General features: G+C 62.5%; 27 protein-coding genes. 12 read left to right on the top strand and 15 right to left on the bottom strand.

What is annotated here, in order from left to right; all coding sequences use genetic code 11:
* Window positions 1–2: 2 nt before the first annotated feature.
* Genes KRZ98_RS17830 through KRZ98_RS17810 form a run of 5 tightly spaced genes read left to right on the top strand, consistent with a single transcriptional unit; the run spans window position 3 to window position 3,656 of the window.
* Window positions 3–839 carry a DUF692 domain-containing protein gene (locus KRZ98_RS17830; protein WP_217674768.1) on the top strand — a complete coding sequence of 279 codons (837 nt, stop codon included), beginning with the start codon at window positions 3–5 and terminating at the stop codon, window positions 837–839.
* On the top strand, window positions 832–1,563 hold the full coding sequence (locus KRZ98_RS17825; RefSeq protein ID WP_217674767.1) for a putative DNA-binding domain-containing protein: 732 nt from the start codon (window positions 832–834) through the stop codon (window positions 1,561–1,563). Before KRZ98_RS17830 ends, KRZ98_RS17825 begins: the two co-directional genes overlap by 8 nt.
* Window positions 1,563–2,027 (top strand): DoxX family protein, encoded by a 465-nt coding sequence (locus tag KRZ98_RS17820; RefSeq protein ID WP_217674822.1) that lies wholly within the window; start codon window positions 1,563–1,565, stop codon window positions 2,025–2,027. Before KRZ98_RS17825 ends, KRZ98_RS17820 begins: the two co-directional genes overlap by 1 nt.
* Window positions 2,014–2,418, top strand: a complete 405-nt coding sequence (locus KRZ98_RS17815; RefSeq protein WP_217674766.1) for a hypothetical protein — start codon at window positions 2,014–2,016, stop codon at window positions 2,416–2,418. Before KRZ98_RS17820 ends, KRZ98_RS17815 begins: the two co-directional genes overlap by 14 nt.
* An 8-nt stretch (window positions 2,419–2,426) precedes the next feature.
* On the top strand, window positions 2,427–3,656 hold the full coding sequence (locus tag KRZ98_RS17810; RefSeq protein ID WP_217674765.1) for a DUF418 domain-containing protein: 1,230 nt from the start codon (window positions 2,427–2,429) through the stop codon (window positions 3,654–3,656).
* Window positions 3,657–3,716: 60 nt separating this feature from the next.
* On the opposite strand, the gene KRZ98_RS17805 is transcribed toward KRZ98_RS17810, so the two are convergent.
* Together KRZ98_RS17805 and KRZ98_RS17800 are read right to left on the bottom strand one after the other, a co-directional pair.
* Entirely contained in the window at window positions 3,717–3,992 is a 276-nt protein-coding gene (locus tag KRZ98_RS17805; protein WP_217674764.1) for a hypothetical protein, read from the bottom strand.
* Between the two features lie 144 nt (window positions 3,993–4,136).
* Window positions 4,137–5,843: a cytochrome c biogenesis protein DipZ gene (locus KRZ98_RS17800; protein ID WP_217674763.1), complete on the bottom strand. Its 1,707-nt coding sequence runs from the start codon at window positions 5,841–5,843 to the stop codon at window positions 4,137–4,139.
* 266 nt (window positions 5,844–6,109) lie between these two features.
* Between KRZ98_RS17800 and yghU the strand changes: the two genes are divergently transcribed.
* A complete protein-coding gene (gene yghU, locus KRZ98_RS17795) occupies window positions 6,110–7,003 on the top strand; it encodes a glutathione-dependent disulfide-bond oxidoreductase (RefSeq protein WP_217674762.1) in 894 nt (297 codons plus the stop codon).
* A gap of 30 nt (window positions 7,004–7,033) precedes the next feature.
* On the opposite strand, the gene KRZ98_RS17790 is transcribed toward yghU, so the two are convergent.
* From KRZ98_RS17790 to KRZ98_RS17780, 3 genes are all read right to left on the bottom strand, one after another.
* Window positions 7,034–8,011, bottom strand: coding sequence for a hypothetical protein (locus KRZ98_RS17790; protein WP_254798621.1), 978 nt, complete (start codon window positions 8,009–8,011; stop codon window positions 7,034–7,036).
* 2 nt (window positions 8,012–8,013) lie between these two features.
* Entirely contained in the window at window positions 8,014–8,316 is a 303-nt protein-coding gene (locus KRZ98_RS17785; RefSeq protein WP_217674761.1) for a thioredoxin family protein, read from the bottom strand.
* A 159-nt stretch (window positions 8,317–8,475) separates the two neighbouring features.
* A complete protein-coding gene (locus KRZ98_RS17780) occupies window positions 8,476–9,195 on the bottom strand; it encodes a thioredoxin family protein (protein WP_217674760.1) in 720 nt (239 codons plus the stop codon).
* A 160-nt stretch (window positions 9,196–9,355) separates the two neighbouring features.
* Between KRZ98_RS17780 and KRZ98_RS17775 the strand changes: the two genes are divergently transcribed.
* The 4 genes from KRZ98_RS17775 (at window position 9,356) to KRZ98_RS17760 (ending at window position 12,478) form a co-directional block, all read left to right on the top strand.
* Window positions 9,356–10,003: an NrsF family protein gene (locus KRZ98_RS17775; protein WP_217674759.1), complete on the top strand. Its 648-nt coding sequence runs from the start codon at window positions 9,356–9,358 to the stop codon at window positions 10,001–10,003.
* 96 nt (window positions 10,004–10,099) lie between these two features.
* Entirely contained in the window at window positions 10,100–10,942 is an 843-nt protein-coding gene (locus KRZ98_RS17770) for a DUF692 domain-containing protein (protein ID WP_217674758.1), read from the top strand.
* Window positions 10,939–11,832 carry a putative DNA-binding domain-containing protein gene (locus tag KRZ98_RS17765; RefSeq protein ID WP_217674757.1) on the top strand — a complete coding sequence of 298 codons (894 nt, stop codon included), beginning with the start codon at window positions 10,939–10,941 and terminating at the stop codon, window positions 11,830–11,832. Before KRZ98_RS17770 ends, KRZ98_RS17765 begins: the two co-directional genes overlap by 4 nt.
* A complete protein-coding gene (locus tag KRZ98_RS17760; protein ID WP_217674756.1) occupies window positions 11,774–12,478 on the top strand; it encodes a glutathione S-transferase family protein in 705 nt (234 codons plus the stop codon). The genes KRZ98_RS17765 and KRZ98_RS17760 overlap by 59 nt, the downstream gene beginning before the upstream one ends.
* A gap of 206 nt (window positions 12,479–12,684) precedes the next feature.
* Here KRZ98_RS17760 and KRZ98_RS17755 read toward each other — a convergent pair whose 3' ends face one another.
* The 7 genes from KRZ98_RS17755 to KRZ98_RS17725 form a co-directional block, all read right to left on the bottom strand.
* Entirely contained in the window at window positions 12,685–13,410 is a 726-nt protein-coding gene (locus KRZ98_RS17755) for a cytochrome c biogenesis CcdA family protein (protein ID WP_217674755.1), read from the bottom strand.
* 49 nt (window positions 13,411–13,459) lie between these two features.
* Window positions 13,460–13,849, bottom strand: coding sequence for a thioredoxin family protein (locus tag KRZ98_RS17750; RefSeq protein WP_217674754.1), 390 nt, complete (start codon window positions 13,847–13,849; stop codon window positions 13,460–13,462).
* A gap of 97 nt (window positions 13,850–13,946) precedes the next feature.
* Complete coding sequence (locus tag KRZ98_RS17745; protein WP_217674753.1) at window positions 13,947–15,020, bottom strand: ABC transporter permease; 1,074 nt, start codon at window positions 15,018–15,020, stop codon at window positions 13,947–13,949.
* A complete protein-coding gene (locus KRZ98_RS17740) occupies window positions 15,020–15,715 on the bottom strand; it encodes an ABC transporter ATP-binding protein (RefSeq protein ID WP_368389848.1) in 696 nt (231 codons plus the stop codon). The genes KRZ98_RS17745 and KRZ98_RS17740 overlap by 1 nt, the downstream gene beginning before the upstream one ends.
* A gap of 31 nt (window positions 15,716–15,746) precedes the next feature.
* Window positions 15,747–16,781, bottom strand: a complete 1,035-nt coding sequence (locus KRZ98_RS17735) for a 3-oxoacyl-ACP synthase III family protein (RefSeq protein WP_368389847.1) — start codon at window positions 16,779–16,781, stop codon at window positions 15,747–15,749.
* Window positions 16,782–16,822: 41 nt separating this feature from the next.
* Complete coding sequence (locus KRZ98_RS17730; RefSeq protein ID WP_217674751.1) at window positions 16,823–17,443, bottom strand: 3-oxoacyl-ACP synthase; 621 nt, start codon at window positions 17,441–17,443, stop codon at window positions 16,823–16,825.
* Window positions 17,444–17,499: 56 nt separating this feature from the next.
* On the bottom strand, window positions 17,500–18,000 hold the full coding sequence (locus KRZ98_RS17725; protein WP_217674750.1) for a glycerophosphodiester phosphodiesterase family protein: 501 nt from the start codon (window positions 17,998–18,000) through the stop codon (window positions 17,500–17,502).
* A gap of 57 nt (window positions 18,001–18,057) precedes the next feature.
* Here KRZ98_RS17725 and KRZ98_RS17720 point away from each other — a divergent pair, with 57 nt between their 5' ends.
* Both KRZ98_RS17720 and KRZ98_RS17715 read left to right on the top strand, forming a co-directional pair.
* Window positions 18,058–18,780, top strand: coding sequence for a haloacid dehalogenase type II (locus tag KRZ98_RS17720; RefSeq protein WP_217674749.1), 723 nt, complete (start codon window positions 18,058–18,060; stop codon window positions 18,778–18,780).
* Between the two features lie 156 nt (window positions 18,781–18,936).
* Complete coding sequence (locus KRZ98_RS17715) at window positions 18,937–19,101, top strand: hypothetical protein (RefSeq protein ID WP_217674748.1); 165 nt, start codon at window positions 18,937–18,939, stop codon at window positions 19,099–19,101.
* A 282-nt stretch (window positions 19,102–19,383) separates the two neighbouring features.
* Here the strand turns inward: KRZ98_RS17715 and KRZ98_RS17710 are convergent, their stop codons facing one another.
* From KRZ98_RS17710 to KRZ98_RS17700, 3 genes are all read right to left on the bottom strand, one after another.
* Window positions 19,384–20,778 (bottom strand): MFS transporter, encoded by a 1,395-nt coding sequence (locus tag KRZ98_RS17710; RefSeq protein WP_217674747.1) that lies wholly within the window; start codon window positions 20,776–20,778, stop codon window positions 19,384–19,386.
* 109 nt (window positions 20,779–20,887) lie between these two features.
* Entirely contained in the window at window positions 20,888–21,253 is a 366-nt protein-coding gene (locus KRZ98_RS17705; protein ID WP_217674746.1) for a hypothetical protein, read from the bottom strand.
* Between the two features lie 54 nt (window positions 21,254–21,307).
* Window positions 21,308–22,702, bottom strand: coding sequence for a glycerophosphodiester phosphodiesterase family protein (locus KRZ98_RS17700; protein ID WP_217674745.1), 1,395 nt, complete (start codon window positions 22,700–22,702; stop codon window positions 21,308–21,310).
* Window positions 22,703–22,721 lie beyond the last annotated feature (19 nt).

Below are 22,721 nucleotides of genomic sequence, written 5' to 3'. Positions count from 1 at the left end.
CCATGACCATGATGACCGCAGGCCTGGGCTTCAAGCTCGAACATCTCGACGATGCGCTCACCGCGCGAAGCCCCGGCTTGTGGTTCGAAGTCCATGCCGAGAATTATATGGTGGAAGGCGGGCCACGCCTTGCCGCGCTGTCCGCGCTGGCCGACCGCTTTCCCATCTCCCTCCACGGCGTCGGCTTGTCGCTGGCGTCGGTCGCGCCGCCACCAGCGGACCATCTCCGCAGGCTTCGAATCCTGGCCGAGCGCGTGCGTCCGGCCGCCATCTCCGACCATCTCGCATGGCAGAAATGGGGAGGCGTCCATTATAGCGATTTCCTGCCTTTCCCCCGCACGCGGGAAGCGCTGGACATCGTGGCTGGCAATGTCGCGCGAGTGCAGGATGCGTTGACGCGCGCGATCATGGTGGAAAATCCGTCCCTCTATATCGACCTGCCAGGCCACGAGTTTGACGAGGCGACATTCCTGGCCGAGTTGACGCGGCGCACGGGTTGCGGGCTGCTCGTCGACATCAACAACATCTTCGTGAGCGCGTTCAACCTGCATTTCTCCGCCGAGGCGCGGATCGACGCGATCGTCGGCGAGATTGTGGGAGAAATTCATCTGGCCGGCCATCGGGCCGATCCAGGCGCCGCCGGCGAATTGCTGATCGACAGCCATGATGCGCCGATCGCCGATCCGGTGTGGAGGCTCTACGAGCGGCTGATCGACCGTATCGGCCCACGCCCGACCCTGATCGAGCGCGACGACGAAATCCCGCCTTTCGCCGATCTGATGCGCGAACGCGACATGGCGCATCACCTCATCGCGCGGCGAGCGCCGGCCCATGCCTGATGCCCAGTCTTTTCAGCAGGCATTCGGAGCGATGCTCGCGGCGCCGTCGGCAATGGCCGACACGGCGCTGCGGCGAGCACTCGCAGTGCATCGAAACACCGCGACCAAGGCCGTGCGCGATGCGCTTTTTGCCAACTATCCGGTGCTGGCGGCATTGGTGGGCAACGACGCCTTCGCCGCCTGCGCCGCCGCCTATGTCGAGGTGATGCCACCGGGTGATCCCCGGTTGTGCCTCTATGGAGAACGCTTCCCGGCTTTCGTTGATGCTTGGGTGCCGTTCGTCACCGCCCCTTATCTGGCTGCGGTCGCGCGCGTCGAAAGGCTCGTAACCGAAGCTCTGTTCGCCGCCGACGCGCCTGCACTCGATCCCGATGCGCTCGTCGCCGGATTCGATCCTGACGCACCGCTCTGCTGGCACCCCGCCACCCGCGTCGCCTGCCTTGCGGCGCCCGCGGCGAGCCTGTGGCGCGCGCATCAGGCCGATGCCCCGGCGGACGCCTTCGACACGATCGTCTGGGCGCCGGAAATGGTGCTTGTCACTCGCCTGGCGGATGCCGTGGAGGTGCGCCCGATTGACGCGCCGGCCCAAGCTTTTCTTGGCGGCGGATCGCTTGCCGCCGCCGCTGCCAATGCGGCCGACGCGGGCGGGGACGTCGCCGTGATCCTGGCCGGGCTTCTCGCCGCCGGCGCCTTTGCCGCCCAGCATCGACAGGGAGAGAGATGATGAATGCCTATGCGAGCGTTGGCGCCTGGCTCGATCGGCTGCCTGGATCGATCCTGCTGTTCGTCGCGCGCGTCGGCGTTGCCGCGATATTCTTCCAGTCGGGCCGCACCAAGGTCGACGGCTTGCTGCACATTACCGACAGCACCTATGCGCTATTCGAGACGGAGTATCAGCTACCGCTGATCCCGCCGCATATCGCGGCCCATCTGGCGACTTACTCCGAGCATCTCTTTCCATTCCTGCTCGTTTTCGGCCTGTTCAGCCGCGTCGGCGCGCTCGGCCTGCTCGGCATGACGGCAGTGATCGAGATCTTCGTCTATCCCGACGCCTGGCCGACGCATTTGAGCTGGGCGGGGCTGCTGTTGCCGATTCTGTTCCGGGGTGGCGGGCGTCTGTCGCTCGATCACTTGCTTCGAGTCGATCCGGCCCAAAACCGCAAGGAGAAGGACTATGCCGCCGACTGATCCGCATGCCGGCATCCTCGCGGCCCGGCTTGGGGCGCTGTGCTACGCGGCCTGGGGTCTGTTCCACTGCAAGGTCGCGTTCGACATTTGGCGGCTCGGCACTGTCCAGGAAGGGCTGACGCAGGGACGCATGTTTCAACTCGCCGGCTATATGCCGACCATCTCGCTGTTCGTCATCGGCGTCGCATTGTGGCGCAACTGGCGCAATGACCAGGCCGGCTATTGGCTCACTCTGTGCGTGGCGGGCTGGGCCGATACGATATGGATCGTGGTCGTCGTGCTGCCGGGCTACGTCGATCCGGTGCGTGGCTTCGTGCCGCCCACCATATTTCTTGCCGGCGCAATCCTGACCACTTTGGCCCGCCGCCAAGCGGCTCGCGACCGGCATTGAGGGCGCCGATGCCCGAAACGGAGCGTTGCCGGGAGCTGGACGGGATTCGCGGCTTCGCGGTCATGGGCATCGGGTTCATGAACGTCTTCTTTTTCTCGATGCCTGGCGCAGCCTACTACAATCCGCGCGTCTGGGGTGGAACGGGCATGACCGATCTTGTCCTCTGGGCGCTGAGCTTCGTCTTTATCGAAGACAAGATGCGCGGCCTGTTCCTGGCTCTCTTCGGCGCGGGGGCGATGCTCGCCATGGAAAGGGCAGGCGCAAACGGTGCTGTCCGAGCCCATGTTTCGCGAATGGCCTGGCTGCTTATGTTCGGCCTGTTCCACGGCATCCTGGTCGCGGCCAACGATGTTCTGCGCCTGTATGCCGTCACCGGACTGTTGCTGCCGTTGTTCCGCAGGTCGTCGCCTGGCAACTTGATGCTGTGGATCGCATTGCTCGCCGCGATCCATATGGCGGCGCTCGGCTATGTCGGGGTCAATTGGCTCAATGCCTATGCCTATGCCTATGTAAAAGCACATCCCGCGGAAGCCAGATTGCTCGCAGTGCCCGAACGGATGTTCGGTTCGGACCCCGATATGATCGAGGCCCAGCTTGCCCTCTATCGGGGCGAATATTGGCCTCTTCTTGCGCGGCGGCTCACCAATTTTTCGGCACCGCTATTGGGGCTGCTCGCCTACCTGCCGATAACGCTGGCAGGCATGCTCACTGGCGTCGTCATGCTGCGCACCGGTTTTCTGACCGGCACCTGGTCCCGCGCGCGCTATCACCGCTGGGCGCTCGGCGGGTTTGTCCTGGGCGGCGTCCCGCTGGCCTTGCTGGCGTGTTGGGCCTTCGCCAGCGGCTTCGCCGCCATCATCGTCGGTGCCAATGCCCTGGTCTGGTCGACCCCGTTCGACATGGTTATGGTGTTGGGATGGGTGGCCGCGCTGATTCTCCTGATCCAGCGGATCGCACATAGGGCCTGGTATGAACGGATCGCCGCCGTCGGCCGGGCCTCGCTCACAAACTATCTCGGTACGAGCCTGCTATTCGGTTTTGCCTTTTACGGGTGGGGCCTCGGTCTTTACGGCCGCATCGGTCGCGCCGAGGCCTATGTCTTTCCGCTCCTGGCAGCGCTTCTCGCGATGCTCTGGTCCAAACCGTGGTTGGCGACCCACTATCATGGACCGCTCGAGCGGCTCTGGCGACTCCTGGCCCGGCCGCACTTTCGGCCCATCGATGATCGCGCGGCGTGACCGCGGGAGCGCGATGGGTCGAACGAGAACACCAGAACAGGCACCCATCGGGAAAAAGCTTCATTGTCCCATGGGCATCATGCTGTTTGACGCCATTTTCCCGTCCGATGACATCGCGTCATTTTCGGTCCCTTCCTTCACCGCGGCGCTCTCCGGGCCTTCCATCATCGCGTTCGTGTCGGACATGGCGCCGACTCCCTCGGCCATGCTTCCCGTCGCTTCGTTGGCGGACATGGCGTCGTCATTGCCATCGGGGGCATTGCCGCCGCATGCGGTAACGAGCAAGGCGGCCGAAACGCTCAGCGCGATGAAAAGAGGCTTGTGCGTACGCGTCATGAAATCGCTCCTTCGGTGATGATCCGCTTGACCTTTCGATGGCCAACATCCTTTGGTTACACGGCTGCACCGGACACCGCGCCGCCGAATGCGGCCTTCCGCCTTTTGAGCGGGGCAATGCCGGGCGGAACGGCGATTGATCGCTTAGCCGAACGTGAAGGCGAAAGCCCGAACACCGGCGTCCAGAAATTCGATCTCGAAGGTGCGATCCCGGATCGGCCCGTTCTGGCGCACGAGCTGGTAGAGGCGTTCGCCGGTGACGATGCCATTGCCCGCTGCATCAATATCGACGCCGCGATCCTTGTCCGGCGCTTTCCCGTCGATCGTCACGCGGAAGCGAACCGGCTTTCCATTCGAGGCGCCCAGGACGAGGTGCAGGTCACGCGCATGAAAGCGATAGGCGATCCTGCCGCCAGGCTTCGCGAGTATCGCGTGCTCGCCGCCGACGGTCCAGTCGCCGGCCAGCGCCCACTTATTGAGCGACAAGGCGCCATGTCGGTAGGTCGCGTTTCGGTCCTTGATTATCCCGCCGTTCGACGCGAAGCGTTCACCACGCGCATAGCCGACATAGGTTTCCGGCGACCGGACATCGCCGCGTGCGGCTGCAGCTTCCGCGCCGGTTCCGCTGACCTGGACCGTCTCGCTCGAAGCGAAGCCGGCGCGCGCTTCCGTCAGCAGCTTCTGGATCACTCGCTCGGAGCCCACATAGTCGCCTTCACCGAAATGGTGGTGACGGACGCGCCCTCGGGCGTCGATGAAATAATGGGCCGGCCAGAAGTGATTGTTGAACGCGCGCCAGATCGCATAGTTGTTGTCGACCGCGACCGGATAGGTGATGCCGAGATCACGGAGCGCCTTTTGAACATTCGTGACATCATGCTCGAAAGCGAATTCGGGCGTATGGACCCCGATGACCACGAGGCCCTGATCCCGATATTTTTGCGCCCAGGCTCGGACATAGGGCAAGGAGCGCAGGCAGTTGATGCAGGAATAGGTCCAGAAGTCGATGACCACGACCTTTCCCTGCAACGCTTCGGCCGTGAGCGGGCCGGAATTGAGCCAGGTCACGGCACCGGACAGTGGCGGCATCCTTCCCTCGACAGCAAGGTCTTCGTTCTTCTTCTCGGGTGCTGAATTCATTTGAAAAGCGCCGAGCAGCCGTTCCTCGATGGATGTCGTGCCGGCTAGCGACACGCGGGACAGGAAGCCGGTGTCCAGCCCGAGCGCGATCGCCACCACGGCGAGCAGCACTGCCCCGCCTGCCGCACGCCGAATCCATTCGCCAACCCCCAGCGACCGCTTCATGGCCCGGAAAAGCCGGCCGCCGACCAGCAACGCCAACGCCAGGGACGCCGCCGCTCCGGCAGCATAGGCGAACAAGAGGAATGTCGTCGTCGTGCCAGGCCCTTGGAGCACGGCCCCGGTCAGGATGATACCGAGGATCGGCCCGGCGCAGGGCGCCCACAGCAGGCCGGTCGCAATCCCGAGCAGCGCCGAAGGCAGAAAGCCCGACGCCTCGCCGGCGTTACGCGACAGGCGATCACCCAAAGCGACGATCGGCCGCGTCAGCCGATCCGCCAGCGCCGGAAACAGCAGCGTGACGCCGAAGCCCGCAAGCAGCAGCAGCGCGGCGGCGCGGCCATATTGGTTCGCGGCAACCACCCAGCCGCCGCCGAGCGCGGCCAGCGTCGCGACCGCGGCGAACATCAGCGTCATCCCCGCCAGCATCGGCAGGCCGTTTCGGAGGAACGGCTTGTCTGCGCGTGCGAAGACGAAGGGCAGGACCGGAAGGATGCACGGGCTGAGAATGGTCAGCGCGCCGCCGGCAAAAGCAAGGAGGATCAGAAGCACGTCGCGGCAGACTTTCCTTGTGTGGCGCCTACAAGGCCATACGCCCGGACGAGATAGTGGGTTACAGGCCGGGTGCGAGCGCGCCTCGACCGAGCGGAATGCCGCCCGTTGCCGTCACGCAAATTGCCGATCATTTGTAACCCGAGAGGCGGCGGCGGCGAAATCCTCGCGCGACTGCTATAACATCCGCCTGCGGACGCCCGGTTTCCACGAGATGGCTCCGCGGCGAATCCGCTTCCGTCAGACGCCAAACAAGGGAAACGCGCATGGCCGATACCGAAGATGCCGCCGCCAGCAATCAACCGGCCAGCTATGTTCCGCCTGAAATCTGGATGTGGGACAAGGAAAATGGTGGCCAGTTCGCCAATATCAACCGGCCGGTTTCCGGCGCGACGCACGAGAAGGAGCTTCCTGTCGGGCGCCATCCGCTTCAGCTCTATTCGCTGGGAACGCCCAATGGCGTGAAGGTCACGATCATGCTGGAGGAGTTGCTGGCAGCCGGTCACTCAGGCGCGGAATACGACGCCTGGCTCATCGAGATCGGGGAGGGCGATCAGTTCGGCTCCGGCTTCGTCGCGATCAATCCCAATTCCAAGATCCCGGCCATGATGGATCATTCGACCGATCCGCCGACCCGGCTGTTCGAAAGCGGCTCGATCCTGTTTTACCTCGCCGAGAAATTCGGCGCTTTCTTGCCGACCGAACATCACAAGCGCACCGAGACGATGAACTGGTTGATGTGGCAAATGGGTTCAGCGCCGTTCTTGGGTGGCGGGTTCGGCCATTTTTACGCCTATGCGCCGATCAAGATCGAATATGCGATCGACCGCTACGCGATGGAAACCAAGCGCCAGCTCCATGTGCTCGACACGCATCTGGCGACGCACGAATATATGGCGGGCGGCGAATACACGATTGCCGATATGGCAATCTTCCCCTGGTATGGCGTGCTCGTGAGCGGCACGTCCTACAACGCGCAGGCGTTTCTGGCCGTCCAGGACTATAAGAACCTGCTCCGCTGGGCCGCGCAAGTCAGTGGGCGGGAGGCGGTGAAACGGGGCCGCCGGGTGAACACGACCTTCGGCCCGCCCGAGCTGCAATTGCCCGAGCGTCACGGCGCAGGCGATTTCGAGATCGACGTTCCGTCCGCGGCGACGTGAGCTTGTCTCCGCACTGCGACGCTGATCCCGCTACGCGGCGGTGATACGCCGTCGCAGGTCGGCCAGCGGCGCCATATCATCGAAGCGCAACCCGCCCGATGCGTCCAACCGGATGCCCAGGCGGTCAAACAATTCGGGTAAGTCGGTCGCGATGCGGGTCTCGGCGAACCTTGCGTAGAGGCCGCTCAGAATGTTCTGCCCGATCGCCGCGTCGCCGACCGCCATCATCTGCTCAGCCGTCCAATCCACGATGTTGCCGCCGCTCTCCCGGTTGATCCGCCGCAGTGCGTCGCGAAGCGAGCGCGTGCCCTTGCTCGCCTGGTCGACCGCGATCTCCGCCAGCAGCCAGAACGTCGCCCCGCCCCAATAAAGGCGCCCCCAGGCGTGCGTTCCGTCCATTCCCGCATCTGCGGGCCCCGGCTCGCCTTTCGGCATCCCGAGAACCGCCTGCCGCCAAACTTCAGACGCGGGAATCTGTCGGGCAAGCGCTCGGGCAATCGGCTCGACATAGGTGGCGTTGCCCTCCTGAAGCCACAGCGCGCGGCGCGGCAAGTCGGGAAGTGCGGTATGCGCCATCTCGTGAATGAGAACCCAGTCTTCTGCGAACGCCTGCTCCGTCGCGTCCGTGCCGACATGGATGCGGGTTGCCGAGCCGGCATAGCCGAAGGTCGTGGCATGGCCGACGCGATCACCGCGCTGCGCGATGACCAGCAAGCCATAGTCCCGCACCGGGAAGCGGTCGAAATAGGCCGTTACCGCCGTCGCCGCGCGCCGAACCCATGCCGTCACCCGCTCGCGATCGAGCAGCGGAGCGCCGTCAGCGAAGACCAGCCGAATTGTTCCTCCGCGCTCGGCCAGAGACAGGGCCGGTTGCGCGCGCAGCGCGGCATACATATCGTCGGGGTCGTCATAGGAGGGTATCCCGATGGCCCCGGCGACCGTCGTCAGCGCAACCGCCGCTGCGCCCAGACCAAGGATCATGCCGCGACGATCGAGGCCCGGCATCATGCCTATTTGAGCGCGGTCGCCGCGAACGCCCGGAGTTGTGCGGGGTCGGTGACACCAACGATGCGCCCCACTTCCGTTCGTCCCTTGTAGGCGATGAGAGTGCTCTGCATCCTGACGCCCAGTGCCTTCTTCTCTGCGGTTTGGTGGTCATAGTCGAGCCGCAGGATGGTCAGCGACTGATAGGCCGGATCGGTCGCCAGGCTGTCGATCGTCGGGGCCTGCGCACGGCAGGTCGGGCACCAGGGCGCATGGACGTCGACGAGCACGGGCTTTCCGGCCGCCTGCGCTGCTTTGAGTGCAGCCATGCTAAAAGGCCGAACCGGCTGCGCCTCGGCTGGCGCCGCGATCACTGCGACGACGGCAAGAGGGAGAAGTCGGACAAGAGTCATCTATGCTCACTTTCTTTGATGCTGGGCGCTCACCCTCTCATTCGGTCCAGGCGCACAGGCGGTTACATTAGCGCGTTATGATCTCGCAGCCGCGATCACTGGCCCACCAGTCCCCGCCTGAAGGAATACGGTAGTCGACAGGCCCTGTTGTCCGCCCGGAAGGTCGAATGTGGCGCCGCTGCCCGACCAATGGCCGATCTTCACGAGCTGTCGCACGATGTTTCGGTGCGGCAGCGTGCGCCCGCCATTTTCTCCCGCGCGGATCGGCACGGCGATCGTGCGCGGGTCGAACCGGGCCATCCAGACATCGGCGCCGCTGGCCGGGGCGCGTCCCGCGCCGACCGAGATCTTGCCCGCGTTGATCGACAAGGCCGGGCCGGGATCGTTCGCCACGCGAATGGCGGTTTCGAGCTGGCTCCGGTTGTTGCCTACGATCGTGGTCCGACCGTTAATCCAAACCTGCGGCGTCGCCACATTTGGCAGATGATTGTAGCGAGCATAGTCCCACTGGCGCTGGGTAAATTGCTGCTTTGCGAAACTGTCCCTCCAGCCGAGATAGTCCCAATAGGTAACAGCAAACGACAGCGCGATCACATCGGGCCGGTCGGCGATCGCGTTGATATTGGCATTGGCCGGGGGGCAGCTCGAACAGCCCTGACTCTGATAGAGTTCGACGAGCACCGGCCTGCCGGTGCCGCGCGAAAGCGGTTCGGCCGAGCCCCGATCGCTTTGCAGCGAAAACAGACCCCCGCCTGCTGCGACAGCGAATGCCACAGAAATCACGATCGTTCGCATCGCATGTCTCCCAAGCCTTCGTTCGACGGCATTGGAAGTTCGGACTGGCTGGCTGGACGGTTACAGCCGCCGACGATTCGTAACCAATCCAACGCGCATAGCGAATGGATATAAGCTCGCGGCGTGGAGGCCCGTCCGTCGAGCGCCGACGGAGCATGTGATGAATACCGAAGCATTGATTGCCAAACTTGCCCGCGATCTGCGGCCAGTGGAAGCGGGTGCCTCTACCGCGACGCTGCGACGCGGATGGCTTCTCGGCGGAGCGACCGCGCTTGCCGGGCTTCTCCTTTGGCCTTCCTTGGGCGTGCGTCAGGACATCGTCCCGGCACTACTGACCACGGCGTTCTGGATCAAGGCATTCTACACCCTTTCGGTCGCATGGATCAGCTTCACGGCGCTCGACCTGCTTGGCCGGCCGGATGCCGAGGAACCCCAATGGCTGCAGATCCTTGCGCCGCCTCTCGTTCTGCTTGTCCTAGTCACCATATTGCATCTGGCGATCACGCCGAAGAGCTCGGAGACGAGCTTTTGGATGGGTGCAAGCTGGCGGCAATGCCCGGTCTATGTAGTCACGTTCGCCGCGCCTGTGTACGCGGGCTTGATGTTCGCTTTGTCGCGTCTCGCGCCAACCCGTCTGCGCGCAGCCGGAGCGACCGCCGGGCTTGTCGCCGGCGCCACCGGGGCGACCATATACGGGCTGCATTGCGCCGAAAGCTCGCCCGGCTTTGTCATGCTCTGGTATTCGCTCGGCCTTGCCGCATCCGGTTTCGCCGGCGCCGTCGCGGGGCCACGGCTGCTGCGCTGGTAGAATGGTTTTCCAGGTTTGTCTGTAACCCAAGCGGCATGTGCCACGAACTCGAAAACGGTGCCGGGCATTCCCCGACGCGCCGCGACGGAGTTGGCGATGCTGAATGACGGAGAGGTGTCTTTTCAGGGCTTTGGGCTTGGCTTGCGGATTCCGCATTTCCAGCACTTTCTTGACGAGACCGTTCCGGTCGATTTCGTCGAGATCATTTCCGAGAACTTCATGGTCGCGGGTGGCCGGCCGCTCTACGTGCTTGATCGGGTGCGCGAACGATGGCCGGTGGCGATGCATGGCGTGTCAATGTCGCTCGGCTCTGCTGACGGCCTCCGCGATGACTATCTGCTGCGACTGAAGGTTTTGGCGGATCGTGTGCGGCCCCTATGGGTCTCGGACCATCTGAGTTGGTCGCGCATCGCGCATCGCAACTCGCACGATCTCCTGCCGCTCCCGTTCACAGAGGAATCGCTCGACGCCGTTTGCGCCAACATCCGGCACGCCCAGGACGTGCTCGAGCGGCCCCTCGTGATCGAGAATCCTTCGACCTATCTCACGTTCGCCCGGGATCAGATGACCGAATGGGCGTTCCTTACCGAAATGACGCGGCGCACGGGCTGCTTCCTCCTGCTCGATGTTAACAACATTTATGTGAGCGGCTCCAACAACGGCTTCGATCCTCTGGACTATCTCGCCGGCGTGCCGATCGAGCGTGTCCGCCAGATTCACCTTGCCGGCCACAGCCAGGGGCGCGAGCGGTTGATCGACACCCACGACCAACCGGTGTGTGATCCCGTTTGGGATTTGTTCGGCCGCCTCTACCCGCAGCTTGGCCCGGTAGCGACGATGATCGAGCGCGACGACAACATCCCGCCGCTCGGCGAGTTGCTTGCCGAACTCGATCAGGCTCGTTCCGTTGTCACCCGGTCGATGGCGGCGGCGGCATGAGCTTGCTCGACCTCCAGCGCGATTTCATTGGCTATCTGGTCGATGAGCCGGATGATATTTCGCGCGCGATCGCTGCCGCCGGCAAGCCTGGCCTGGATGTTTACCGCAACGCTTACGGCGCCCAGCTCGCCGCGTGTCTCAAGGACAGCTACGAACGATTGTGGGCCTGGCTTGGCGACGCTGCCTTCGACGCGGCAGCGCGTCATCATATCGCCGCTCATCCCCCGGAGAGCTGGACACTGAACGACTATGGGTTGGGATTCGGCGATACTCTCGCGGACATCTATCCCGATGACCCGGAAGTCGCCGAGATCGCGGCGCTCGACTGGGCGTTGCGACGCGCCTTCGACGGGCCGGATGCAGAGGCTTTCGACGCGGCCCGGCTGAGCGAAGTCGATTGGGACAATGCCGGAATCCAATTCGTCCCCACTCTGTCGCTGCTGCCCGTCCAGACCAATTGTGGCGCGATATGGAACGCGATCGTCGCCGAGGAAGACGTCCCACCGGCCGAACTGCTCCCCGCGCCGGGCTGGGTGCGCGTATGGCGCATCGGCCTGCAACCTCATTTCGCCACGATCGAAGCTGGGGAGCGCTGCGCGATTGAGATAGTCATCTCGGGTGCGAGTTTCGCGAGCCTTTGCGATCAACTCGCCAGGGAAAGCGACATGGCGGACACGGTTGAAGCGGCTGGGCTTTATCTGCGTTCCTGGCTTGAGGATCAAATGATTGCCGGTTTCCCTCGGGTCGCACCAAGGGACCGGAGAGGGAGCCAACCCTCTCCGGTACAATGTTCGGACTCCGTAGCTTCCGCATCCAGAAAAGGCCAATCGCATGATCCGCTTCTACTTCCACCCCACGCCCAATCCGGCGAAGATCGCGCTTTTCCTTGAGGAAGCCGGCCTCGACTATGAGCTGGTGCCCGTCGATACGAGCAAGGGCGAGCAGCATCAGCCCGGATTCCGGGCGATCAACCCCAACGGCAAGGTGCCCGCCATCGTCGATACTGAATGGCCCGGCGGTGAAGGTGAAACGCGCATATTCGATTCGAACGCGATCCTTCTGTATCTCGCCGAGAAGACCGGCCGGTTTCTCGGTTCGGATAAGGACCGCCCCGAGCTGCTTTCGTGGCTGTTCTTTGTCGCCTCCGGGCTTGGCCCCTTTTCCGGCCAGGCGGTGCATTTCCAGCGCATGGCGCCCGACGTCGGCTACGCCGTCAATCGCTACCGGCGCGAGGCCGAACGCCACTACCAGGTGCTCGACGAGCATTTGATCGGCCGCGCGTTCATCGTGGGCGACGGTTTCACGATCGCCGACATGGCCGCCTGGGGTTGGATCGACCGCGCAACCTTCGTGCTACCGGGATCGGACGAGCCGCTGGCAACATATCCGAATATCAAGCGGTGGTTCGACATGATCGACGGTCGCCCCGCGGTCACGCGCGCACGACAGGTTGGCGCCGGTCACGTCTTCAAAAAGGACTATGACGAGGAAACCCGCAGGGCGCTGTTCCCGTCAAACTATCCGCCGGCGGGTTAAGCAGGCGCGATCGTGGATATATCCGACAAGCGCGTGCTGACTACCGACGAATCGAGCGGTATCGGTCTCGCGACGCCTAGGAATGCCTTGGCTGACAAATTGCCTGCGTGAGCGGACCAGATGGTTGACCTTGCTCTTGGGCCGCCGGAATCGATCTCCCGGCGGCTCTGTTGTCAGCTCACCAAACGAGCTTGGTCGCATGGCCTTCAGAGGGACGTGGTGAGATCGTTCAGCCAATCGGGCGAGGCACTGACCACCAGGCCCTCGACGATCCGGTCGGTGCCGGTCACAACAAGCAATCCCACCGCAATTGCAAGCACCCCCAGCACTTTCTTTCCGCCGCCGCCCACGCGCAGCAACCGACCGCGCCAACGCGCGATCATCCCGCGTGTTGCCAAAGCGAGCGCCAATAACATGCTCGCGATACCGAGCCCGAACGCGGCCATGACCAAAGCGACTTCGGCGAGATCCTGGCCCTGGGCCGCCAGCACGGTTGCCGCACCCAATGTCGGCCCGACACAGGGGCTCCAGACCAGGCCGAGCAACAGTCCGATCCCTGCCTGGCCCGCCAGTCCGAACCGTTCCAGCCCGGCCTGATGCCCAGCCGCCCAGCTCGCAAGTGGCCCAGCGGCGCGCTCGGTCACGATCTGGAATTGTGGAACCAGGAGAACCAGGCCGATCAACAGCAGCAGGACCGCTCCAACCACCCGAACGATCTCGCCGTCCAGGCCCAGGGCTTCGCCGAACGCGGCGACGACGAAGCCCGTGATGGTGAACGAGACGACAAGTCCGACCGCAAGCGCGAACGGCCCGAAGCGGTGCTTCTGCGCGGCACTACCAAGGACGATGGGAACGAGCGGCAGGACACAGGGCGACAGGATGGTCAGCGCACCGGCCGCGAAAGCCAGAACGGGGCTCAGTGCGTCGCTCATGATCGCGCCTGCACGGGCATTGCCAACGGCCAATGGAAATACGGATGCATCAACTCACCATCGAAGCGAGCAGAGCGGCGATCTTCTCCTTGTCGGTCATAAACTCGATCCGCCCGATCTCCTGCCGGCCGCGATAGGCGATAAGGGTCGCCTGCTTTCGGACGCCGAAACTCCGCCAAAGCGGCTTCTGCTTGTCGTAGTTGATCCGAAACACGATCAGCCGGTCATATTCGCGCGCCGTGACCGTCCGCTTGATGGTGCGGGCCTGCGAAGCGCAGACCGGGCACCACCAGGCGTGAACGTCGATCAGGATCGGTCGCCCTTGCGCCTGGGCGGCAGCGAACGAAGCCTGATCGAAATCGCGGAACTCGGCCGCGTAAGCGGGCGCGGCGGCGAGCATTGCGACGGGAAGCAGCGCGGACAGACTAAACCGTGACATGGCGATCTCCGGTGTTGATCCCCGATGACCGGCGCCGATCGGGAAAGCGGTGTTCGCAAGGGAGTTCGCGCAAACTGCTCCTGTCGTTACAGCGCGCTCAATCGAGCCGAGCGCGATGTTGAGCGAACGCCAGCATGAGGGCCGCGCCCAAGAATAGAGCGATCGGCGACCCGTGGAGGAGCACCGTGCCGGCATCCGCGCCCCGCAGCGTCGCGTCGCGTGACGCACGGACAAAGTGGGTCAGAGGGAATATCCTGCCCAATGCCTGCGCCCAGGGCGGCAGGGTCTCGAACGGATAGAGGAAACCCGACAACAGCATCGCCGGAAGATAGAAGGCGACCGCTCCCTGAAGCGCCGCCAGTTGGGTGCGGGCGCGAGACGCCAGCGCATATCCCAGCACGAGGTGCGCCGCTGCGAAGATCGGCATGAGCGCGACGAGCGCGAAAATGCTGCCGCGCAGCGGCAACTGAAAAATGCCGGCGCTTAGCGCGAGCACGATTACCCCCTGCGCCGAACCGATGACAACGAGCGGAGCGATCTTGCCCGCCAGCAGTTCGCCGCGGTTCACCGGCATGGCGATCAGTGCTTCCCAGGTTCCGAGTTCGCGTTCGCGTGCCATGCTTAGCGTGCCCAGCATCAGCATGCTTATCATCATGATGGTGCCGGTCAGCGCCGGCAGGAAAGCCCAGTCCGACCTTTCGCCGGGATTGAACAACCGCTCGATGTGCAACCGAGGTCCGTAATCGGCGACATCATTTCTTTCGGCGAGCGCTTGCCAATAGATCGCCTGAATCTGAGATTCGGCCTTGGCGGTAAGGCCGGGTTCGCTCGCGTCGATCACCGTGCGAACCGGCGCAAAAGGGCCAGTGGGCAGTTCGACCGCCACCGATGCGCGACCGCTGCGAACCATCGCCTCGGCGCTGCCTGGCGGAAGGTGGTGGGCAACAACCTTGAGTCCCGCTGCGCCAGTGAGTCGCAGGATGCGATCCTGCGACGCCGCCGGACCGGCGACGGCGAGCTTCACCTGATCCGCGGTCGGGCGAACGGCATGACCGAACAGCAGGAGTTGCAAGGCGGGAACGACCAGCAACAGAGTGAAGCTGGTCGGCGACCGGATCAGTCGGAGCAATTCCACCCCTGCGATCGCGGCTATGGTCTGCGCGGTGTTCATCAACCGGGATCAGCGGTCATGCTCAGCACCGCCTCCTCCAGGGTGGTGCATCCGGCGGTGCCGATCAACGTCGAGGGCGACATCGGCCCTTCCGCCTTTCCGGCAACATAATGGAGGATCGCCGGGCAGCGTTCCGCTTCCGCCAGATCGTGCGTGCTGACGATCACGATGTGACCTTCCGATGCAAACTCGGTCAGCCAACGCCAGAAGATGTGGCGGCTGGCGGCGTCCAGGCCCGCCGTAGGCTCATCCAGCAACAAAAGTTTCGGCCGGTGTATGGTCGCGGCGGCGAACTGGACCTTCCGTGCCCATCCGCCCGACAGGCGATCGAAACGAATGTTTGTCACCGGCGCAAGGCCGAGACGATCGATGGACTCTGCGATTGCCGAACGAGCGCGAGGCAGCTTCAAGACCCTTGCGCGAAAGGAGAGATTCTCCGCGACGCTGAGCTCGGGATATAGCGACAGCCGTTGGCTCATATAGCCGACCTGGCGGCGCAACGCATTGGAAGGGCGCGCGATGTCGTAGCCGAAAACCCTGCCCGTGCCCTCGTCGGGGCGAAGCAGGCCGGCCAACATCCGCAGGGTTGTCGTCTTGCCACCCCCGTTGGCCCCGACCAAGCCGAGCAACGCGCCCGGCGCAAGCGCGAAGGATAGATCCCGCAGCACCCACCGGGCACCGAAGCGCTTGCCCACCCGATCGACGGCGATCCCCTCGCGCTTGAAGTCAGGGGACAACATGAACGAATCCGCCGTGCATATATTTGGTAGCCTCGGCACCCAGCACCAGGGTTCGGCTGCCTCGGGCATGGCCCTGCGCGCGCAGTTCCGCCAGCGCGATCCAGATGGCCGCCGATCCGGTGTTGCCGATCCTGTCCGCGTTTACGAAGAAGCGCGAATCCGGCAGGCCGAAATAACTTGCGAGTTGGAGGCCGATCCGACCGCTTGCCTGATGCGGAATAATATGATCGACATGCGCGAGCGCGGCTCCGTTCGCTTCGGCCACGGCCGCACCGGCTTCGAACAGCGCAGCACCCGACCGACCGATAGCGGCGAAATCATGCTCGAAGACCAATGGCCCTGCCCCCAAAAGGGCAGGCCGATCCGAGCCGCCATGACGCATCTGAAGACCGGGATGGCGGCCAAGCCCCATCGCCCCGAACCAGGCGGCGTGGATGTATTCCTGCCGTGCTGCCGCCGGCCCAAGAATGATTGCGCCCGCTCCGTCACCCATCTGGACGAGGTTGACGAGCTGGCCTTGCGCGTCATCGAGCGCGTCCACATCCAGGAAAACCGAGCCGGTTTCCGAGCCGACGATGGCGACAGGGCGAGCATCTGGTTCTTTCAGGAGGCCGAACGCGATCATCAGCGCATTGGCGAAACCTGTGCATGCCTGCCGCAACTCTACATGCGGACCGCTATAGCCCAGTCGATCGGCGACCAATGCCGCGTTGGACGGAAGCGGTTGGGCGGGGGTCGCGGTATGGGCAATGAGATAGCCGAGATCGCCTGCGCCGAACCCGGCATCCCGCAGGGCGGCCCGCATGGCATCCGCCGCCAGGTCGGCGTTGCTGCACCCTTGGCGCAATATATCCGCCCGCGCTCTCCATGAGCGTCCGACGTGGCGTGTCCGAACTCCGAGCCGCTTCGCGACGGCAATCGCAAGAGACCGCTGTTTTCCTTCGAGACCAGCCATGTCGAGCAGGGTTTCCGTGCTGATCGGCAAGCCCGGCAGCGCCATACCGGCCCCCAGGACAGCCACGCTCCCTTGCGAGCACCAGTGTTGGTGCGGGCGAGCTTCGCTCATTGGCGAAACAGACCGGCCGGAAATCGAGCGATGTCATCTCTGAGCCAGCGCGGATCGAACGCGAGCGTTTCGAAGGCGTCGCCAGCGAGCGTCAGCAACGCACCCAGCCGCTCACGCACCGGCGCCGCGATGCGCTGCAATTCCCGCTCATCCGCCCGTGCCATGGCGAGGCGCCGAGTCACGCGCACGTGACGAGCTTCGTCCTCAGCGATCCGCCGAAGAACGGCGGTGACTGCCGGATCGCCCGAAAGCGGCGTTCCGGGCCGCAGCAACCGGGACAGGACGAGGCACACAGCCGAATCCAGCGCCGCGATCCGAGCGAGGAGAGCAGTGGGATCGCTCCGGCCGAGATCGAGATGAAATCGCCGGGCAATGGATCGCAGCTCCCGATCTTCGGGCGGTGCTGGCAGGTTGGCTGCTAGAGAATGGATCAACCCGTCGTGGACACGTTCCTCAATAGCGACCTGCCGCAATGCGCGGCGGCCGTCAGAGGCAAGATGGCCGATCTTGGCCAGGCTTTCAAAAGCAAGGCTGGCGGCTTCCTCGCCGCATCCGAGTACGGGAAGCAGCCTTGCCAGTGCTTCGGCGGCGCCAGATGACAGATGGGGTTCAGCCAATATCATCGCTATGCGGTGTCCGGCGTCAAAGCACCAATGTTGTCGATAGCGAGTGTTCATTGGTGGCCGCTCCCGTGGTTCCGTCCCCATTGGGGTTCGGCCGAGTGGCGGCTGACGTTACAAGAACGCCAATCCCTTCGTGCCGGCACAACGTGGCCGTTGGTCATGCGATCGAGCGTTGAATCGTGCATCAGCACGAGCCGTCCATCGGCTGTAGCCCGGATGTCGATCTCGATGATGTCGATGCCGTGCGCGATGCAGGCCCGAATGCTGTCGAGCGGATTTTCGGACGCCGATTTCCAGCAAGCGCGTTGTGAAGCCACCATCGCGCCTGGCAAAGCCGGGTCGCGCAGCCTTTGCTGGCTGGTGGCAAAAGCTGTCTCCTGGGCACCAGCGCAATCCCGACAATCTATCGCACGTTCTCGGATGCTGCCGTGCTCTGTAACTTTTTCGCGTGCTCGCACGAATTCGACCGGGGCACGCGAGCCGTATGGCGGGGTCCACAACTTGAATCGACCGATGATATCGATGGGTGACCGGCAATGAGACGCGAACATCCCGATGCCTTGTCAACGATATTGAACCGCCGGGCCACGCTCGGTGGTATCGGAGCCTTGACCGTCGCGCTTGCCGCATCATCCCCTTCCGCTGCCGGTCCGGCGGTCGAGGCAAGGGTCAAGGCGCTGGCTTTCGACGGTTTTGCCCTGTTCGACTTGCAACCGGTCTTTGCCTTGGCCGAAACGGTCTTCCCCGGCAAAGGCGGCCAACTCAGCGCGACCTGGCGAGTCAAAATCTTCGAATACACCTGGCTGCGAGCGTCGTCGGGGCACTATGAAGACTTTGCCTCCTGCATCGACGGGGCGCTCAGCTATGCGACGGCTTCACTGAAGCTGCCGCTTACCCCCGGTACGCGCCAAACACTGCTCGACGCTTTCGCCACGATAAAGGCCTTTCCCGATGTCGCGCCAGCGCTCCGAGCCTTCAGGATGGCAGGGTTGCGGCTCGCGATCCTGGCCAATCCCACCCCGGCGATGCTCGAGCAGGCGGTAGCCAACTCCAACCTCGAAGGCGTGTTCGATGCCGTCATCAGCACGGATCAGGCGAAAACCTACAAGCCGCATCCCAAGGCCTATGGGCTGGGTACGGAGATACTGCGCCTGAACGCGCCTGAAATTGGCTTCGTCGCCTCCGCCAGCTGGGATGCCGTCGGCGCCAAGTGGTTCGGCTACCGATCGTTGTGGGTAAATCGACCCGGCGCATCCGGTGAGGCACTGGGCGTCGAGGCCGACAAGGTGGTGGGCGGCATGGCCGAATTGGTCCCCCTGGTCGTTGGTTAAGGAAATCGACCTCGCGAACGGTAGCGTAGCATGTCATAGTACGCGAAAGCATCTGCAGGTGGTATACGACGGGGGAATGCAGCAGGGGGCGGCTCTAGCGTATTAGGCAGTGCGTCACATAGTTATCGGTTTTATCCAGCGCGGCGCCTGACGGGTGTGACCGCGACGCGGGGGGTCGAGGATGCGCTGCGCGGCTATGTGCCGCCGGGGACGGCAGCGAAGGTCGGGAAGCTGGTGAAGCGCGGTCCGATTCTGGCGCGGCCGTCTGGCGGCGCCAAGGTCACAATCATGACATGTCCGCCACATGGCGCACCCCAGTGACCGTTGTCGCCCGTGCCGAGGTTCATTCGGGATACGAAAGATCTTAACAAGGTGCTGTGGAGTGTCATTCTGCGCGACGGCATGTGCAGGTCGCCCAAGCTATGCGGCATAGAAATGCGTCGGAAATCGGGTCTAGCAAGCACTGCGGTATCCTGCGGCGGAATGTTCGAATCGCTCCGGGTGGTTTTTCTCGGCCCGACGGCGCTCAGATTGCGGGCGCCGCACACGAGACGGCTTTCGTCGTACGCCGTTCCCGCGCCAGCAAAGATGGACTGCCGCAAGCTAGAATTTTGTTTGCATGACACTCGCCGTCGGTTTGTCAGCACGCTCGATAGCGAACAGCCCAATGCCAGCCAGAGCGCAGCAAAGCGCGCCGACCCCTGGGATTGCGACCATCAGGATGATGAGGTCGGCGCCATCGGGACCGCGGAAATCGATCGGTGCAAGGACCGCGGCAAGAAGCAAGGAACCAACCGCGAGGGAGAGTTTGCCGGCTGCTGCGAACAGACCGTAGCTGAAGCCCGTTCGGCTGGGGCCGAGGCGTGTCACCGTTTCGCTGAACGCCGCCCATTGCACCATGCCGACGCCGCCATTGCCCAATCCGAACATGAATGCCGCGACCGCCGAGGCTATAGGGTGAGCCGGACCAATCAGCCAAAAGGCCGTGAGCGCGACGATCTGGAGCAGGGCGTTGAGCAGCATCACCAAGCCCCCTGCCATCCGCGTGCACAGATGCAGCCATACCGGTTGCCCTACGACAATCCCCGCGGCCATCAGGATGACCACGACACCGCCCCACCAGGCTGAGCGCAGCGCATAGGTGGCGAAATAGGGCTCCAGTTTACCGAAAGCGGGGGTGAAGATCGAGGTTGCGGCCATGACCAGGAGAAGGAGCCAGAAATCGGCAGGCAAGCGAACCCGAGGGAAAGCGGCCACCGTTCCTGGACGGGCTTCGGGCCGTTGGTCGCGTAGGAGATGCAGGAGCAGCCAGGCGCTGCCGATCGCGACGATGGCAAACAGGACGGCCAGACCAAGAAGGAATGAAACCGCTTCCGGCTGATCGCGTCGGGCGATCAGCGGCCCGACAGTGAAGGCGACGATGAGTGTCGCCGCGCCACTGAACCAGATCCGTGTCGAAGCGATGCGCATCCTGCCATGCGTATCGACCGTCGCCAGTGCCATGAGCGCGTTCTGTGGAATATCATAGGCCGCAAAGCCCAGGCGGAACACAATACCGGCAGCTAGAGCGTAGCCGAACCGGAACTCCATGGGCATCGAGGCACCGAGGAAGACAGCGATCAGGCTGGCCGAGCAGAGGATCGCGCCGACAAACTGGATGTGGCTAGCCGAAGACGCAGTCGTCAATCGCCTTTCGAGTCCGAAGCCGACAACCAGGTCGACCGCGGCACCGATGAGGAAGCCCGTGGCGAGGACGGCGCCCATATGATGAATGGACAGGCCGACGAACTCGGTCAGAAAATAGGCGAAGAGAAGCTCACTCGTATACCAGAACAGGCTCTTGCCGAGATGGGCAAAACCGTAGGCTAGCGTGGTCTCCCAACTGTCTGCCCGGCCAAAGATGTAACGACTCCCCCAAAAATATGGCAGCGTCCTCGTTAGCCGGGCCGTGTGACCCGCAAATGAAAAAATACCAACACCCGGTGCCGGGGTCGTCACTCCCAACCCAAGCCGGCAATTGCTGACATTGCCCTCGCGGGCGGGTCCGATGGTTGGGGGCTCGCACCCCCAAACATCCCCCGACTCAAAGGGATACTGTCATTCGAGATCAGCTGGCAACGATATTCAGCCCGATCCATTTCTTGATCCAGCCCGACGACACGGTGCAATTCGCGGAAATGACATTTGTCGGCATCTGCGACGATTGTGCCGCCAGCGCCATGGAAAGCAGCGTGCGCGCCTCGGGAGATTCCCCGACATTGCGCCAATCCGTCGAGCTGAACTTCGTGCGCGTGCCGTTGCTGTCGACCACCACGATGCCGATGTCCCTCTCATCCCCAAACGCGGGGTCGCCTTGAACGACTTCAACGACGCGCACGTTCGAGGCGCATACTTGTCGTGCCTGTGCTTCGGAGGTGACGAGGAGAACCAGAGGAACGGCGAAAGCAACAACCTTTGCTGATGATAATTTCATGATCATTCTCCAATAATTTTTTGCATATTCATGAAACGAGACTATTGAGCGCCACTAGTAAAACATGCTCTGAATGGAAGAGATGAATGTCGTTCTTTGCTGCGGTGAATTGATGAATCTACGGCGCGAGCTTGGCCATCTGATGTCCTCGGTTTCAACCTGACGGTCTTCGCCAAAATTCCTCCTGACCACGGAATCTTGAGCGGGAATACTATAAAGCCTTACAAAGCTTTTCGAACTATCGGATTCAACGATCTGGGCGTTTCCATAATATTCGCCATCAGGAAACTGCGTACAGTTTCCCGCTGGTGACGGAGTATTGCAGTTCTTTCGTGTATAATCCGCTATGCGGATCACACCCCATTTCCGACCGGGGTTCGAGAAAGTGTCGATAGACTTTTGCAGATCAGCTATTCTCTTGTCTTCCTCGCTGTTGGATCCGGTTACGAATAGCTCGACTCCATTGAAGTCATATTCGTTGATTTCAGCACCATCAGAGAACGTCCCGATAGCGCCGATGATCCCATATGTACGGCCGACTTCAACTTTTTTATCTTCTATATCATAGTATTTTGTTTTTAGTTCCTCTCCCACGAGGTCGGTATTTACGGGGTTTACGGAAAACACCCAATGACCCTTGCGATAAATCGGGTCTATATAGATACGATAGAACCCACTCAATTCGTCATACATGGGAACTGCTTCCGTCCATACCTTGAATATGATCCTGTCCCAAAGGTTGTTGTCTGAGATTATCTTAAGAACTTTATTAAGCTGGTCGTTGGTCTGTATGTCCAGTACCCATACGATCTTCGACAAAGTCGGATCTGTTTTTGCTTTTATCAGAACGGTTTCCAATTTTATTGAATTGGGACTTGCAACAGGATAACTCTGCATCATCGCGCCGCTCGCGTCATACGTCTTCGACGTGTGCAAGTTGGCAACAATGTCCGGCCAACTTAAAGACTCGATAGTTGACGCAGCATTTCCAGCGTATTCTCTAGTTATTCCAGATGGCGTTCGTATTTGCGCTCCGATTGCAGGATCGAACTGCCCGTTATTGAAATCATAGTTGGTGAACCGCATGAGGTTCACATCGTGAGCCAAGATCAAAACTCCGTCATTCGTGATCTTCAGATCGACCTCAACGGCCGTGAAGCCCTGGCACTGGGCATATTGGAACGCCAGGATCGTGTTCTCGGCAGGATATTGCGCCGTTCCGGGTAGGGGCTGCGAATAGGCCCCCCTGTGTGCAATGGATACTCTTCCCGTGTCGCGGTCGGTGATCTGGCGCATATTCTTGGCGAGAGAACTTTCAACGCGCGAACAGGTTTTGTCGTAGTTCGTGTTCCAGCCCACATCTTGGGCGAATGCAGGCGCAGAGACCACGATAGAGCTTGTTAAAGCCGCCCAGAATAAGATCGGAATGTTCCTTCGTTTCTTGCTCATCGTCGGTACTCCCTATCAT

The organism is Sphingobium sp. AS12 (assembly GCF_019097845.1).
Lineage (GTDB): Bacteria > Pseudomonadota > Alphaproteobacteria > Sphingomonadales > Sphingomonadaceae > Sphingobium.
Note: the sequence above shows the minus strand (reverse complement) of the source record. Positions and strands in the feature narration are given on the sequence as shown.